The sequence below is a fragment of the Paenibacillus sp. FSL H8-0260 genome (genome assembly GCF_045040625.1).
Taxonomy (GTDB): Bacteria; Bacillota; Bacilli; order Paenibacillales; family Paenibacillaceae; genus Paenibacillus_AQ; species Paenibacillus_AQ odorifer.
In genome coordinates this window covers 4,167,595-4,182,458 of record NZ_CP150298.1, presented here as the reverse complement: position 1 = coordinate 4,182,458, position 14,864 = coordinate 4,167,595, and the positions used below count along the sequence as shown (strand labels likewise).

The following is a 14,864-nucleotide window of genomic DNA, read 5'->3' as shown; positions in this document are numbered from 1 at the left end:
ATGTTTGTTCAGAAATAAGATTCAATGATGGATACGCTATTCTCGATTCTCGCCTTACTCTGCGTTAAATAATCTTTGGTCCAATCATCTAGGTTAGACATATCAAAACTCCGGTACATCCCTGTATAAACAATAATCTCTCTTAATCGAAGAAAAAGAGGAATTAGCTTCAGCTCATTTTCTGAAATCCTGTTCTCTTTAACGTAGCCTTTTAGAAAATGCTCCATAAAACGCTGACATTGAAGCTGCCTGTCCTCCATACTATCATCCCCGTAAACGTAGACTAGATAATACAGTTGAATGGCGATATCTTCTACAAACCAGCTGTACTGAGCTTCATCAAAATCAAACAAAGTCAGCTTACCATTGTCGACCAAAAAGTTGCCTACATTGATATCCCCATGGATGAGACCATAGGTATTTATTTCAGCGTCGAGATGCTTTAGCCGATTCATAAGCGCCTTACAGCTTTCTAAAACGCCACTTTGGGATGGAGGAATAAACTTCGTTACATTCTGCAGGTAGTAGTTCTGATGCCACGCATGTCTTTCGGACTGTGGTTTATAAGATTTTGCTAATCTGTGCATTTGTCCAGTGATCATGCCACACTGCTCATAGAGGTCTAGATCCTTCAGGCAGTCTGGGTAACCTATTCGTTTCCCTTGTGCTTTTTCAAAGGAAGATACCATAAAGTATGAATCATCAATCTCTATTTGCTCAACTAGATTACCCAGAAGAGAACCTACGGGTCTTGATACGGAAACGCCATGATCTGCCAGGTATAGAATCCATTCAAGTTCAGCCGTTAACAATTCCATACTGCGCAGCGAGCTATGAGTAAATCTTAGAATATATTGATGATTGCTAAGTTGATATTCATAAACAAAATTTTGAAATCCGCCAATGAAGCTTAGCTCATCTATGGGGATACCGTATTTCGTGCAGGCAGCACTTACAATCTGGTCATTAAATAAGGACTTAATCTTTTGTTCCAAGGGTTCTACTCCGTTCTACATTACAATGATTTTATCGAAATCGTTCTGGAGCTTTCCTGGACCTCAATAAGCAGCGGCCGTTCTTGTGGGTTGAGATTTGGGGCATGAATGGCCAGCATAAGTCTGCCCGTCAAATCACGAAACAACATTCCATGTCCGCCATCTTTGGCATAAAGAGGCTCAGGATCATGTTGCCAAGGTCCACTAATGTCACCGCTGACGGATCGGGCTAAACCCATGGCATAACCACTAGCTCCACTGCTAGACCACAACATAAGCAGCTCACCACTGCTAGTCTGATGCATAAAAGGACCGTCAGTTACGTATTGCCCTTCTTTGCCGCCTACCGTCCAAGGAGCTTGTGAAGCCTGGAAAAGCAGCATAGGTTCGCCAATAGTAGCACTTAAATCCTCCTTCAGCCGAACGGCATACATTTCTCCATCCGTCACTTCAATCCATTCACGGCAAAAGATCATCCAAGGTTTGTCTTCTTTATCTACATATAACGTTCCGTCAAGGCACTCCCAAGAAGCAGGGGTAATCGGATGATTACTGATAGGGAGATAAGGACCCTCAGGTGTTTCCGCGCTTAATATTTGTGTCCCCCGTGGAACGCCATGTCTTTTAAAAGAAGCGAACATATAATATTTTCCGTTGTAGCGGTGAACCTCTGGTGCCCAGAAATGATGATCAGCCCAAAAATCAGCATCTGGACGAAAAGCAGCAATGGGCCCGGACCATTCCTGAAGATCTGAGCTGATATATACATCGAAGCCGTGAGGTGCGCCACTCCAAGCTGTTAGGCCATCTGTGCCAAATAAATAGTATTGTCCAAGTTCAGGCACAGATAGGATATAGGGATCTCTAAAGTTAATATCAGATAATGTTTTCATTAAAGGTGCCCCCAATTTACAAGCTATCATCTGCTTAATTTTACAATATCTTCTTTAGGCTTGGAAGCGTTACTTCATTTGCTCGCCTTGTAGCAAACGTATTTTCATTACTCCGGGTGTACAGCCGTAGTTTTTTCGGAAGACACGTATAAAATAATTAGTCTCCATGCCCAGCTGAAGCGCTATATCTTGAACGGGAATCTCCACATCCTCCGTCATTAATTGCAGCGCCCGCTCCAGCCGCAGATTCTGCAAATACTTATGCGGAGTGACCCCATATTCCTGCACGAATAAACGCTGGAAATGCTGCACAGAGTACCCGACTGCTGCTGCAAGATTGGAGATCAGAAGCGGTTCTGTGTAATGTTCGTTGATCAGCCCGACGGCTGTAGTTAGGGCTTCATTTCGGACCGACTCGAAGGCTAGACGATTACCGGAGACTTCTGAACTCTTGGCAGGGCGCAGCATCAAGAGCAGTCTATAGAGTGTGATAGACAACTCTTGCATCCACATCTCGTCCTGCCGATTGGGGGCAGGAGAATTCACCGTATGCCAGATTTGGCCGATTTCTTCCCAGCATTGTTCAAAACGATCCGTTCGATAAGGAACAGAAGGGAGCAGTTCAAGCGCTTCCAGCAATCCATGAGCTTGACTGCCTTGAAAGCCGATAAAGCCAACATGCCACGGTTCATGAGAGGTAGGATAATATTCATGACCACGATCGGGCGGGAAGGCAAAAGCCATCCCCGGTTCCAGTATGATTTCTGTGCCACTTTCCAGATCACGAAATAACCCGGTTCCGGTCCGGATTAAAAAGATTTGATACACAGGAAATCCTGCTGGGCGCACATGATGGAATTGGATATGGCGACCTACAGAGTAGGGGGATAGGGGCAACGTTCCAGAGTCGCGCGGTAATTCAATCAGAGAAAAAGGCAGCAGGTTTATCACCTCATCTTCATTTTGTGCTATCACTTCGAGACTATATTCCTACTGATTGAAATGAATTTTCTTATATTATAAATAGTATAAATGATGATTCCTGAATAAGATAGCTTACGCTTCTAGCCTATCATCAGAGAATAGTCCCATTCTATAAATGGGCAGAATTGAGAGGATGATCGTACACAATGAATAAAAAACATTCCCCGATAAGCAGAAAAGCTGGTGTCATGCTGCACGGTGCTGATTATAATCCTGAACAATGGCTGAAATATCCGGAAGTATTGCGTGAGGATATCCGATTAATGAAGCTGGCGGGCTGCAATGTCATGTCCGTAGGCATTTTCTCGTGGGTATCTCTTGAACCTGAAGAGGGTGTGTTCACTTTCGAATGGTTGGATGGTGTACTTGATTCTTTTGCAGAGAATGGGATTTACGCTATCTTGGCAACGCCAAGTGGTGCCCGCCCAGCATGGATGTCGCAAAAATATCCAGAAGTCTTAAGAGTGGAGCGTAACCGTGTTCACAATTTGCATGGCTTCCGTCATAACCATTGCTTTACCTCACCAGTGTACCGGGAGAAAACTGCAATTCTGAATGCAAAGTTAGCGGAACGGTACAGCCAGCATCCAGCCATTATCGGTTGGCATATTTCGAATGAGTTCGGTGGGGAGTGTCACTGCGAGCTCTGCCAGGATGCTTTTAGAGAATGGCTGAAAGTGAAATATAATAACAGTTTGGATGAGGTGAATCATGCTTGGTGGGCTACTTTTTGGAGCCATACCTACACTTCATGGTCACAGATTGAATCCCCAGCTCCACATGGTGAGACACAAGTACACGGCTTGAATCTTGACTGGCGGCGTTTTGTTAGTGAACGGACGATTGATTTCTGCCAGCACGAGATCAATACCGTTCGTCCTTATAATCCAGAGCTGCCAATCACGACGAATATGCATATGATCGATGGCATTGATTACCGCGAGCTGGCCAAAATCCTGGATGTGGTCTCATGGGACGCTTATCCAGACTGGCATTATACCGAAGACGGTGACGATACTAGATTGGCAGCATGGACGGCGATGCACTACGACTTAATGCGCTCTTTTAAAAAGAAACCGTTCCTGCTGATGGAAAGCACGCCATCCCTTACGAACTGGCAATCGGTCAGTAAGCTGAAACGTCCCGGAATGCACAAGCTGTCTTCCTTGCAAGCGGTAGCGCATGGTTCGGATTCTGTGCAGTATTTCCAATGGCGCAAAAGCCGCGGATCAAGTGAGAAGTTCCACGGCGCAGTTGTAGACCACAGTGGCCACTCCGAGACTCGAGTATTCCAAGATGTAGCGGAAGTAGGAAAGACGCTGGCGGGAATGACGGAAGTAGTGGGTACGTCCACTCCGGCGAAGACGGCGATTATTTTCGATTGGGACAACCGCTGGGCGATAAAGGATGCGCAAGGCATCCGTAATTCCGGATTACGTTATGAGGAGACGGTGCTACAGCATTATCGTGCACTTTGGGAGCTGGGCATTCCAGTTGATATTATAGGCTCTGGAGATGATCTGTCTGCCTACAAGCTGGTTGTTGCCCCTATGTTATATCTGATTAGTGAAGAGAATGGAAAGCGCATTGAGAAATATGTGGAGCAAGGCGGCACTTTCCTCGCAACCTATTGGTCAGGAGTAGTTAACGAAACGGATTTATGTCATCTGGGAGGATTCCCTGGTCCACTGCGCAGAACACTGGGGATTTGGGCAGAGGAGACAGAAGGGCTGCACAGCCGTGATCTGAACGGGTTAGTAATGGAGGTAGGTAATAAACTTAAGCTAAGCGGTGATTACGATGCGCATGAGATAGCCGAGCTGATTCATTTGGAAGGTGCAGAGGCTTTGGGGCATTATCGCAACGATTTCTATGCGGGCCGTCCAGCGCTTACAGTCAATCGTTTTGGTGAAGGAAATGCGTACCATCTTGCTACCCGTGTGAAAGACACTTCGTTCTATGTTGAGCTATACGCAGCGATCACATCTAAGGCAGGAATTACCCGTGCGATGGATAGTGAGCTTCCAGCAGGTGTGACTGCACAACTTCGCACAGATGGCGAAAGTGATTATGTTTTTGTGCAAAATTTCAGCGGCAGTCCGCAAACGGTAGAGCTGGATGGAGCGGAATACACAGACTTGGAAACAGGTCTTTCAGCTCCGGCCCTATTGAATCTAGCGGTGAATGGACTTGCGATGTTGAAGCGTAAAGCATTAGTATAATAAAAAGGCAGGACCTGAGTTTCAGGTTCTGCCTTTTTTTTGAATAGAATCAGTTCTTAACTCTTCCCATCATAATGGTGTTATACAATTTGCCGTCCGATAGAAGTTTATCTTTCTTTAAAATCGCTTCAATTTCAAAGCCAAGCTTTTGATATAGCTTAATAGCGTTGGTGTTCGTTTCCAGCACATTTAGGGTGATCTTTTGAATACCATTAGTGTCAGCCCAGGCAATCGATTCGGCGAGAAGATTTTTTCCAATACCATATCCCCAATAATCCTGCAGCACACATACTCCAAATTCTACTTTATGAGCAAATCTTTTTAAGGGATAACCTTCGCATCTGGAGAACGCAACGATTTGATTATCAACTACTGCGACTAGAAAAAGGTTATTATTTTTCTCGGAATCGGCTTGAATAAGCTGTTCAAACCCTTTTTCGTCAATAAAGGCTTCGCCTGGTTCCCGATCTAAATTCTCGGTTTCTCCATCGATCCGCACCCTTAATTCAGATAACACTTTAGCATCATGAGAGGCCGCAGATCTAATGCTGTATTGGATTCCATTCACTGTAAATGTTTGAGGATTAATGATCATATGTCCTCCGTGACGATGGGTGATGTTAGAATTATTGCTTCGATGCCCTCAATGATCCGAGTGAAATAGGCTGCTTCATGAGGCACAAAATGAGTCCGATCCACACTTTGTTGAATGTTGATTTTTTGTCCGTTTGAATCCACTTTGAAACCATTGATTTGTAGACTATGTATTTCTCCTTGCCAAAAGCTTCGGAAGTCGGCAAACTTTGTGATAACTATTCCTGCGACCTCTTCTTCTTGCAGCTTAAAATCGTCCAGAGGATAAGGATTGTTATAAACAAAAACATGCGCTCGTTCTTTATCGATAAGATTTTCTTTGATCATACTGTAAGGAATCGTACCTAAGGGAATCAGTTCATCAAAAGCTAGCTCCAAACCGAGTTCTTCTTGAACCTCGCGAATCCCGTCCTCTACCGTTTCGTGTGTCAGCAAATGTCCAGCGGCCGTGATGTCCAGCAATCCTGCATAATCTTGTTTCTGCTCACTACGAAGCTGTAAATAAATATAGGGGATTTCTTGGGTTTTGCTTATAAACCAGCAGTGGAAGGTCTCGTGCCAATGTCCTAACCGATGTACTTCTGCCCGTGGAGCTGTACCGATTCGGTGACCCGCTTCATCAAATATAGTAAGTATCTCATTATGCATAGAAAAGCTCCTTTGTGAAAATATCTACTGCTTAAAGCCTATCATAAAAACGATCGAATTGCTTAATGTCCCCAAGTGATTTTTATTGACATCGTTAAGAAATATATGTATATTTTTGGATGTTAATCAAAGGAGGAGTTAAATGAATTTAGTAGCCATGAAGCGGGAAGACTTGGACACTTTAAGTGATGAAAGGTTAGGATGGGCCTGTATGGAGCCTACCTTTCAGCTGATTCGCGGAAAATCGCCATCGACCAAATCAGAAGTGATCTCGAAGCTCACAGAGGGGCAACAAGCCTTATGTATGTTCAGAGTGCTATATGGTCACAGCTGTAATTCCGAAGGGGAATATTATGCTTGGATTTCCTACATGCAAGACCTGCCAGGGTATTGGACAGGGGTGATAGGAGGCATACGATTTTTTGACGATTCACCCATGATTCTTTTGCTTCAGGAAACAAAGACATTTCTCGAGGAAAGAAATCATCGACTGGGTAAAGAGTGGGCGGATGCGGCCATCACGGATTTGGATCGAGACCCTCAGCTGTTAGAAGTAATTAGTGAGTTATTCGAACGATATAAGAACCTGACACCAAATACGCATAGAATTATCGGCAATTATATTCGCACTCATCCAGAGGAGTTTGTAGAAATAGGGTGTTCATAATTATGAATATGAAGAAACGTTATGAATTTCTCGTACTCATTTTTTTATTAATCGAAATCCCTGTAATTATTAATCTCTACCATAGTTATAATTCATTTGAGAATTTAGTGTTGGATCAAATCGATGAAACTGAAATCACCTCAATCGAGATTGAGAAATCTTTAGTGGATGAAAAGGTAGTGATTGAAGATCCGAAGGAAATTGAAAAGATCATTTATGCTTTTTCAGATGTAAAATTGAGAAGAAGTAGTGCTTTGGACAAATCTACGGAGACCTACTGGATAAGTATTATTGTGAATAACAGCTTGAGGTTTGGCATGAATCTTACGGATACTAACTTCCTGTATGTGACAGATCTTGATAAGAAGGACAAATACAGTTCGGGAAACTTTAGAATGACTAGTGCTTTTGATGTGAATTCCATTGCAAGCTTATTTAAATGATGCACAACGATCCACAACCACTGATACTGAGATTTTCGGACCCAGATGCCCCTATTTGCGAATTTATCGCCTTTTGAGCAGGTTTTCGGACTCCAACGTCGCTATTGCTCATGAAAGAGCTTATAATTGGTGTTTTTTGCACCAATAGCGGCTATGAGGTCCGATAGCTGTCCAAATAGCGGATAAAACGGTGTATAAGGTCAGCTGAGTCCTTTAGGTGCTGCATGTGCAGATTGGTTAGTTGAGTCCTTTAAGCTGCTGCGTGCGCAGATCGCTCAGTTGAGTCTTTAGCTGCTGCGTGTGCAGATTGTTCAGCTGTGTCCGATAGTGTTTCATATCCATACAAAAAATGGGTGCCCCTATGGGACACCCATTTTTGTATGGATTATCTAGCCATCCATCCGCCATCCACATTAAGAACGTGACCGTTCAAGTAGTCAGATGCTGCGGAAGCCAAGAATACGGCAGGACCTTTAACATCATCAGGCGTTCCCCAACGTGCTGCAGGGATACGGTCTAAGATAGAGTCCGAACGACTTTGGTCGGCACGGATTGGAGCGGTATTTTCAGTAGCCATATAGCCTGGTGCAATTGCATTGATGTTCAGACCGGAGCCTGCCCATTCATTGGCAAAAGCTTTAGTAAGACCCGCAACCCCGTGTTTACTCGCAGTGTAACCAGGGACATTGATTCCGCCTTGATAGGAGAGCATGGAGGCGATGTTAATGATTTTGCCGGATCCTCTTTCCAGGAAGTGGCGGCCTGCGATTTGCGACAGAAGGAAAACTGTGTTCAGGTTCAAATTGATGACATCAAACCAGTCTTTTTCACTATGATCTTTTGCCGGTGCACGGCGGATCATTCCTGCGCAGTTTACGAGAATGTCAACATGTCCGGTCAGCTCTAGCGCTTGGTCAAAAGTGCTTTGCAGCTTGCTGTGATCACTTAAGTCAGATTCGATACTAACTGCTTTTACTCCAAAAGCTTTTGCTGCATTTACTGTTTCTTCACTCGAATTAAGGGAGACAGACGCAACGTCTGCACCGGCTTCTGCAAATGCAAGCGCGATTCCTTGTCCAAGACCTTGAGCTGCGCCTGTTACAATAGCTGTTTTACCTGCCAAGCTGAATAATGATGACATATAAATTACGCCCCTTTATTGTAAATGGATTGTTATTCCGGGTTTACCCGCATTCAATGGTAACGCCTGCACTGCGGAACTGATCTGCCGTTTCGGGGGAGAGCCCTTTGTCCGTCAGAATCACGTCAACTTCTTGTAGGGAAGCAAAGGTACGCAGTGCAGTATGGCCGAATTTATGATGATCTACAACCGCGAATACCTTACGGGCTGTAGATACAAGGGCTTGCTTGAACTCAATTAAATCTCCGGTATAAATGGAGAGCCCATGCTCTATATGAATAGCAGTCGATGAAAGGAATGCTTTTTGAATATTAAGCTTTTGTACATAGGAGACGGCTTCAGGACCAGCCAACATATTACGGACACGATAACCACCGGGAACGACCAGACGGATGTTATCTTTGGGAACCAGTTCGCTGATGATGTATACATCATTGGTGACTACCGTTAGTGGCATATTGTCCAGACGCCGAGCAATTTCAAGCGTAGTGCTACCGCCGTCAAGAGCGATAATATCGTCCGGTTCAATATGAGCAAGCGCACGCAAGGCAATCTCCGTCTTCTCGTCAGAGTATTTATCCAGCGGGTCCTTGGAGGGCAAAATACCAAACTGGTCGCTTTGTGCCAGCACAGCTCCGCCATGTACACGTACGATCAGCCCTTGTTCCTCCAGCCTGCTTAAATCCTCGCGTATTGTTTTTCCAGTAACCTGAAGCTTATCGCTCAGTTCATTCACCGTTACATCTTTTTGGTTCAGCATAACTTCCATAATCATCTCGTGTCGTCGTATCGGGTTCATCCGCCTGCCTCATCTTTCCGTAGTTGATTTATCTCTATTGTAATTCTTTCATGGATACGGGGTCCATATCATCATATCTTTTATTATCGCCAGCCATACTCCAGATAAAAGTATAGTTATGAGTGCCGACACCACTGTGGATGGACCAGCTTGGAGAAATAACGGCTTGTTCGTTATGCATTACGATATGGCGGGTTTCGTCAGGTTCTCCCATCAGGTGGAACACAACGGAATCGTCCGGAAGATCAAAATAGAAATAGGCTTCCATCCGGCGTGGATGGGTATGTGCTGGCATGGTGTTCCACATGCTGCCTGGTTTCAGTTGGGTCATACCCATAACCAGTTGGGCACTTTGCACACCATTTGTGTGAATGAAGCGGTGGATTGTCCGCTCGTTAGAGTTCTCCAGACCACCCATCGCACCGGATTCAGAATCGGCCAGTGTGGTTTTGGTAGTAGGGTAGGACTGATGGGCAGGAGCAGAATTCAAATAGAATTTAGCAGGTTTGGAAGCGTCTGCACTTTTGAAGACTACATCTTTAGAGCCTTGACCTACATAAAGACATTCTTTGAAATCCACTTCATATTCTGTGCCATCTACAACCACGGAGCCTTTACCACCGACATTGATGATGCCCAGTTCACGGCGTTCCAAGAAATAAGTAACCCCAAGTTCTTTAAGGTCAGTAGTTAGCGCAACCTCTTCTTTTACAGGATTAGCTCCACCAACGATCATACGATCTTCATGGGTTAGGACAAGCTTTAGCTCATCAGGAGCAAAAATAACGGGAATGTGGAATTCCTTACGGAGGCGCTCAGTGTCAAATTGTTTTACTTCATTAGGATGGGATGCGAAACGTCTTTCCATTGAATGTTCAATCTCCTTTGTGTACATATTATCGTTCGTATAGGTACACTTTAGTCCATTTATGTTCATTTTACAAGTGCTAATCTTTTTTATTTCGTTTATTTATGTTTATTTATTGGTTTTTCCAATTGCAAAATGAACGGAAAGTGTGCACAATAGAGCTATTATGCTCGATTTTCATGAATGCCGGAAGATGATATAAAACTGAAACGATGGAGGTTGAAATGTAATGCCGGGGTTGAAAAATATCCAGAGTACTTATAAGGAACGTCAGCAAGAAATTATTTTTAATATAGCACTGGAAGCAGAGCAACGCCCTTTATTGGAAAGTGGACTCTGGTTCCATGATGATGTGCGAAATAACTTTTATTATGCTTCGTATCTTTTTGCAGCGGCTGTTGATGATTCTTTTGAGCTGCCTTTTGATCGTGAGCAAGCGAAACAGAAAGCACAGGATGTACTGCTGGAGATCTTAATGCTTCAGAACCGGCAGCCCGGCACGGAGTTATATGGTCATTGGCCGCTCGGTTTGAATCCGGTTCCGCGAGATGCGTCACCGCATGAGTTACCAGTGGAGCTTATGGGCAACCTGCTGGCGTATTTTTGCAAAAGATACGGAGGAGCATTAAATGCTCAACTTCGCATAGTTCTGAATACAGCGTTTGGACATATTTATCGCAGTGATTTCTACCGTAAGCCGGTGGTTACTTTTGGGCATCATGAAGCTAAATATACAGCTGCTAAGCTGATTTTTGGCACCCTGTTTGCGGATGAAATATTGCTTGAGGATGGCCGGCAGAGTCTGAAGGATACACTGGCTTATATTCGTACTAAAGGGATGCCGGAATACGGCAGTCTACCGTGGTTTTGGCATTGGGTGCAGGCATTCACCTGCGCGTTGGAACTTGTCCCGCCTGAGGATACGGAGCTTACTACGAGCCTTAAAGAAATGCTTGACCATTTATGGAATGTACGAGCTGAATTCTATCTGCGTGGCGCTTGGGTTGGTGCGCATTCTAGAGGCTGGCCGCATGATGTTCCCGGCGATGCTAATGTACTTCATGATTATGTTCAGTTTGGAGATTTCCAGCTGCCTGAGAGGATGCCGCGCACTGAGTATGCCGGTTTATTATTCTATCAAGCATCCGATGAAATATTAGCCGCAGCTATGAATCGCCAGACACCAATGGAAGTAGGGAAGATTACTCAGAAGGTTGTCCCAACGGATCCACAGCCGCAGCCTTTGCTTCATTCCTATGCTTATATTACAGAGGAGTTTGCAGCAGGCGGGATGTGGGAGCGGGTTGAGGAATTCGATAATGAGCAGCTTCGCTGGGCTTTTTCGTTACCTGTGAGTGGAGAGGGAAGCGCAAATCAGCTGTATTTCTTCCATCCGGGACAAGGCTACAATGAGGGAGATCCCCGCCATCAAAGCCGTTATATGGAGGTTCTCTATCACAAGAATGTCATCATTTCTTTATTCCCAATCCCTCAGGGTGAGAAGAATACGATCATCGGTGTACTTCCCCAAGGGGAATGGAAACAAGAGCCTAATACATTGTACGGGCAGGTTGGTGAGACGTATTTTATTATTTATTTATCTCACCCTTATCAGCTGCAGGAACGGTCCAGATTCATAGAGGTATCCGTCGCAGGGATGCCGGGCGGTGTAATCGTTGAAGCATTGGGCATTAAGAAAGCTGCCGAATGTGGTATTATTGGTTTAGAGGCTTTTGCCGCAGCTATGGCTCATAAAGAAAGGAATTTCGAAGTGGGAGAGGTATTAGCAGCGAATTATATCAACATAGATGGTGAAAGCTTAGTTTTGAGTATTAGTAGGGAGTCAGAATTACCGCAAGCTCAGCTTAATGGAATCCAGATCTCATTAGATCATTATTCAGTATAAAAAAACACAATTGCTGTGATAAATAGTAATCCGAGTCGGCCTTTTTTGGCCGGCTTCTTTAATAAGGAGCTACATGAAAGGATGTGATGCCCCATTGCACAGCCCGCAATAGATACCTAAGTATCCGTAAACGTGATTTTGTCCAAAATACTTATAATTGGGGTGAACGACGATTTATCTGGATAAACTAGACCTAACGATTTGGTAATTCAATCCTCCCTAAGCACATTTCCCTTTAGAATAGCGGTGTTAGGTTACTAAATAGTAATTAATTACATTAAACCCTATTTTTCTGAGAGACATTTGTCACAATAAAGGTTAATATCTAAGTGAGATAGAAATGATTGCGCTTACTTATTTTCTAATAAACCTAATCATAATGAATGCGAGGGATATAACAGTGATTGAAACTGAATTTCGTGTAGAAAATGACTTTCTAGGCAGTAAACAGGTAGATAAGAACGCTTATTATGGGATTCAGACACTACGCGCAGTCGAGAACTTTCCTATTACGGGCTATCGGGTTCACAAAGAGTTAATCAAAGCGATGGGGATTGTAAAAAAAGCCGCTGCGCTTGCAAATATGGAAGTTGGCCGTCTCTATCGAGGGCTTGGAGAAGTTGTAGTGAAAGCAGCAGAAGAAATCATCGAGGGTCAGTGGCATGAGCAATTTATTGTAGATCCTATTCAGGGTGGTGCAGGTACCTCGTTAAATATGAATGCGAATGAGGTTATTGCTAACCGTGCCTTAGAACTGCTTGGCCATGAAAAAGGAGACTATCGTCACTTAAGTCCCAATTCACATGTAAATATGGCGCAGTCTACAAATGATGCGTTTCCGACAGCAATTCATATTGCCACACTTTCACTGCTGGAGCAGCTGCTTGTAACGATGCACAGAATGCATGATGTGTTTGCGGTAAAAGCGGATGAATTCGATCCTGTGATAAAAATGGGCCGGACACATCTTCAAGATGCAGTGCCGATTCGTCTGGGTCAAGAATTCGAGGCTTATCGCAGAGTGCTTGAAAGAGATATCAAACGTATTGAGCATACACGCCATCATTTGTATGAAGTCAATATGGGAGCAACAGCAGTGGGTACAGGATTAAATGCTGATCCTCGTTATATTGAATTGGTGGTAGAGCACTTAGCTGAGATCAGTGAATTGCCGCTCGTAACGGCAGATCATCTCGTCGATGCCACCCAAAATACGGATGCCTATACAGAAGTGTCTGCTGCCCTAAAAGTGTGCATGATGAACATGTCCAAGATCGCTAATGATCTGCGGTTGATGGCCTCCGGTCCGCGGACTGGGTTTAATGAGATTTCATTGCCTGCACGCCAGCCTGGATCTTCAATTATGCCGGGCAAAGTTAATCCGGTTATGGCAGAGGTCATTAATCAGGTGGCTTTTCAAGTCATAGGGAACGATCATACGATCTGTCTGGCTTCCCAAGCGGGTCAACTGGAGCTGAATGTTATGGAGCCAGTGCTTGTGTTCAATCTTATTCAGTCCATCAGCATCATGAACAATTCCTTCCAAGTCTTCACAGACTTCTGTCTGGCTGGGATTGAAGCCAATAAGGAGAAGCTTGAGCGGGATGTGGAGCGGAGTGTCGGAATCATTACGGCTGTGAACCCGCATCTGGGGTATGAAGTGGTATCGCGGATCGCTAGAGAGGCGATTTTGACTGGGGAATCTGTACGGGAATTGTGCATTAAATATAATGTGCTGACCGAAGAAGAGCTTAATCTGATTCTGGACCCATACGAAATGACACACCCGGGAATTGCAGGAGCAGCTTTATTGCATAAAGAGTAGAATGTTCCGGAGGATCGAGCTTTTTGTTTGGAAAAAGCAAACCCCCGCCACCGTTTAGGGTGACAGGGGGAGATCCTAAATATGTTTTACTTATATGAATCTACTTCGCGATTGTCTGAAGTAGGTTCTTTTTTTACATTTCAGGCTTAAAAGAAAAATAAAGAACGTAACAGGCCGCGTTTTCTTGGCGGAGCCGTTAGCCTGGTAGAGGCAGTGGAATGGGAATTTTCATAAGAGGTGAGCGGTTTGCCGTTAGACACTTGCAACGGTTCTATTGATGCCGCGATTTGCTTGATCATTATTCGTAGGTCCTCAAGCTCCTCACGCTGCTGGAGCAGTTGGATCAATACTACTTCATCGGCTTTTTGATCGAGTGCACGTTCAACATTGTTGATGCGAGACAAGATATCCTTCATAGGCTCAGCATCTGTGTGCTGTAGTGGGTTTTCCTGTTGTGATGTGGAAATTTGCTGCTCATTCGTGAGTGTGAGTTGTATACATTCCAAGGCCTCTCCGTGATTAATACGGTCTTTAATATGATTGAGCAGGTCGATTTGCTGCTCCGAGAACACATAATGGCCAAATCGGTCTTTTGGAAAAAAATCAGGGAACATGGCAGCCCAACGTTTAATTGTGGTTAGACTAACTGACAGCAGCTCTGCGGCATCTTTTGTTTTTAGAATATCCATTTCGATTCCTCCAGTTCACGTAGTCATGTTATGAGTAATATTCGTTGTCCAGCAGCGGCTCCCTGCACGGTTGACAAAGGTAGTGCGTATTCGCTAAACAAAGTGTAATTACGAGCAATCTCACCCTTTTGGATTTCACTATCTTGCTTTTCCATTCCAAATTGAGTACAGATGAGCCTGCTCAGGGGTA

General features: G+C 44.3%; 14 protein-coding genes. 5 read left to right on the top strand and 9 right to left on the bottom strand.

Going from position 1 to position 14,864, the window contains the following annotated elements; translation table 11 throughout:
* Nucleotides 1–8: 8 nt before the first annotated feature.
* The 3 genes from MHI51_RS18550 to MHI51_RS18540 all read right to left on the bottom strand — a co-directional run bounded on the left by MHI51_RS18550 (nucleotide 9) and on the right by MHI51_RS18540 (nucleotide 2,863).
* Nucleotides 9–995: a phosphotransferase enzyme family protein gene (locus MHI51_RS18550; protein WP_076217835.1), complete on the bottom strand. Its 987-nt coding sequence runs from the start codon at nucleotides 993–995 to the stop codon at nucleotides 9–11.
* Between the two features lie 20 nt (nucleotides 996–1,015).
* Complete coding sequence (locus MHI51_RS18545; RefSeq protein WP_076277802.1) at nucleotides 1,016–1,888, bottom strand: glycoside hydrolase family 43 protein; 873 nt, start codon at nucleotides 1,886–1,888, stop codon at nucleotides 1,016–1,018.
* 69 nt (nucleotides 1,889–1,957) lie between these two features.
* Complete coding sequence (locus MHI51_RS18540; RefSeq protein ID WP_341003073.1) at nucleotides 1,958–2,863, bottom strand: AraC family transcriptional regulator; 906 nt, start codon at nucleotides 2,861–2,863, stop codon at nucleotides 1,958–1,960.
* A gap of 155 nt (nucleotides 2,864–3,018) precedes the next feature.
* Here MHI51_RS18540 and MHI51_RS18535 point away from each other — a divergent pair, with 155 nt between their 5' ends.
* Entirely contained in the window at nucleotides 3,019–5,094 is a 2,076-nt protein-coding gene (locus MHI51_RS18535) for a beta-galactosidase (protein WP_339168370.1), read from the top strand.
* A 49-nt stretch (nucleotides 5,095–5,143) separates the two neighbouring features.
* On the opposite strand, the gene MHI51_RS18530 is transcribed toward MHI51_RS18535, so the two are convergent.
* Complete coding sequence (locus MHI51_RS18530; RefSeq protein WP_405173173.1) at nucleotides 5,144–5,689, bottom strand: GNAT family N-acetyltransferase; 546 nt, start codon at nucleotides 5,687–5,689, stop codon at nucleotides 5,144–5,146.
* Nucleotides 5,686–6,336, bottom strand: coding sequence for an NUDIX domain-containing protein (locus tag MHI51_RS18525; RefSeq protein WP_076190947.1), 651 nt, complete (start codon nucleotides 6,334–6,336; stop codon nucleotides 5,686–5,688). The genes MHI51_RS18530 and MHI51_RS18525 overlap by 4 nt, the downstream gene beginning before the upstream one ends.
* A 142-nt stretch (nucleotides 6,337–6,478) precedes the next feature.
* Between MHI51_RS18525 and MHI51_RS18520 the strand changes: the two genes are divergently transcribed.
* Nucleotides 6,479–7,003: a hypothetical protein gene (locus MHI51_RS18520; RefSeq protein WP_076217831.1), complete on the top strand. Its 525-nt coding sequence runs from the start codon at nucleotides 6,479–6,481 to the stop codon at nucleotides 7,001–7,003.
* Nucleotides 7,004–7,005: 2 nt separating this feature from the next.
* Entirely contained in the window at nucleotides 7,006–7,446 is a 441-nt protein-coding gene (locus MHI51_RS18515) for a hypothetical protein (RefSeq protein WP_341003069.1), read from the top strand.
* A gap of 385 nt (nucleotides 7,447–7,831) precedes the next feature.
* On the opposite strand, the gene kduD is transcribed toward MHI51_RS18515, so the two are convergent.
* The 3 genes from kduD to kduI are packed head-to-tail and all read right to left on the bottom strand — an operon-like array spanning nucleotide 7,832 to nucleotide 10,254.
* A complete protein-coding gene (kduD, locus tag MHI51_RS18510) occupies nucleotides 7,832–8,587 on the bottom strand; it encodes a 2-dehydro-3-deoxy-D-gluconate 5-dehydrogenase KduD (RefSeq protein ID WP_036688326.1) in 756 nt (251 codons plus the stop codon).
* A 43-nt stretch (nucleotides 8,588–8,630) separates the two neighbouring features.
* Entirely contained in the window at nucleotides 8,631–9,386 is a 756-nt protein-coding gene (locus MHI51_RS18505; protein WP_076129821.1) for a DeoR/GlpR family DNA-binding transcription regulator, read from the bottom strand.
* Nucleotides 9,387–9,420: 34 nt separating this feature from the next.
* A complete protein-coding gene (kduI, locus tag MHI51_RS18500; RefSeq protein ID WP_036688322.1) occupies nucleotides 9,421–10,254 on the bottom strand; it encodes a 5-dehydro-4-deoxy-D-glucuronate isomerase in 834 nt (277 codons plus the stop codon).
* A 229-nt stretch (nucleotides 10,255–10,483) separates the two neighbouring features.
* Here kduI and MHI51_RS18495 point away from each other — a divergent pair, with 229 nt between their 5' ends.
* Nucleotides 10,484–12,160: a hypothetical protein gene (locus MHI51_RS18495; protein WP_076217829.1), complete on the top strand. Its 1,677-nt coding sequence runs from the start codon at nucleotides 10,484–10,486 to the stop codon at nucleotides 12,158–12,160.
* A gap of 400 nt (nucleotides 12,161–12,560) precedes the next feature.
* Nucleotides 12,561–13,985 carry an aspartate ammonia-lyase gene (gene aspA, locus MHI51_RS18490; protein WP_036689072.1) on the top strand — a complete coding sequence of 475 codons (1,425 nt, stop codon included), beginning with the start codon at nucleotides 12,561–12,563 and terminating at the stop codon, nucleotides 13,983–13,985.
* Between the two features lie 146 nt (nucleotides 13,986–14,131).
* On the opposite strand, the gene MHI51_RS18485 is transcribed toward aspA, so the two are convergent.
* Nucleotides 14,132–14,674, bottom strand: coding sequence for a MerR family transcriptional regulator (locus MHI51_RS18485; RefSeq protein ID WP_076277798.1), 543 nt, complete (start codon nucleotides 14,672–14,674; stop codon nucleotides 14,132–14,134).
* Nucleotides 14,675–14,864: the final 190 nt, after the last annotated feature.